2 protein-coding genes are annotated in these 867 nt (G+C 54.8%); one reads left to right on the top strand and one right to left on the bottom strand.

From position 1 onward, the window contains the following. Positions 1 to 274, top strand: a 274-nt coding sequence (locus tag ASU03_RS21655) for a hypothetical protein (RefSeq protein WP_231731651.1), incomplete at its 5' end; no start/stop codon positions are given. 144 nt (positions 275 to 418) lie between these two features. Here ASU03_RS21655 and ASU03_RS21245 read toward each other — a convergent pair. Next, positions 419 to 867 (bottom strand): hypothetical protein (locus tag ASU03_RS21245; RefSeq protein WP_197411304.1); only part of this gene is annotated, 449 nt, incomplete at its 5' end.

Here is an 867-nt window from a genome sequence, read left to right as displayed (position 1 = left end):
GGGAGAGGCCATCGACGGTAGCGCTGAAGCCATTCTCGCTGCTATCGAGCAAACGGGTGACGCCAGACCCGCATCAGCTACTCAAGAAGCGCGCAGCTTTCTTGAGGAGACGTTGCAAGCTGGGCCTGTTGCAATCAATGAGTTGATGGGTTTAGCTGAAGAACGTTGCATTTCTCCGGCGTCACTTCGCAGAGCCCAGAAACAGCTAGGTATACGTTCACACAAAACAGGTATGCAGGGCGGATGGGCATGGGAGCTTCCCACCGCTCCCTGAAGGCGCTCAACGCACGTCGAAGGTGCTCAATACTTGTGTTGAGCACCTTCGTTTTTATTGAACGCCTTCGACTCGCGAGAGAGTCTGTATGACTGATTCCGCAGATAAAACCCCGGCACGCCAGGCGCACAGGTCGACCACGAACTACTTCCCAATGAAATAGAGATTGCCGTTCTTGTTGTAAATAGCGGCAGGTCGGAAGTCCTTAGGCCAATTCCGTCCAGGATAGTATGCATACATCCATTCGGGCAGGTGACGAGCAATACCCGCCAGCGCATCCATGCCGTCCTTATCAGCTCTGCTAGCGTCAGCAAATAGTTCGCCTGAGGGATCGGTCAGGAAAATCGGGCCGTAGGCTTTCTCGGCCGAAATGAATGCTGGCGCAGCGCTCGCCGGAGCGTCGAACGGTGCAGGGTTCCCAGCAGCCAAATCTGCAAGCCTGTCGTATTTCTTGCCTGATCCGTCAGCGTACTTAGCCGGCTCATGACGCAACTTTGAGATTTTCCCACCGAAGTATTTTTCTCTCGCATCAAGCCAGGCCGACCTGACCAACGCAGATGCCTCCTTTGGGTTAGACGCGAGTTCCTCAGGCA

Source organism: Colwellia sp. TT2012, from assembly GCF_001440345.1.
Classification (GTDB): domain Bacteria; phylum Pseudomonadota; class Gammaproteobacteria; order Enterobacterales; family Alteromonadaceae; genus Colwellia.
The sequence above is the reverse complement of the archived record's forward strand: the minus strand, read 5'-3'. Positions and strand labels throughout refer to the sequence as shown.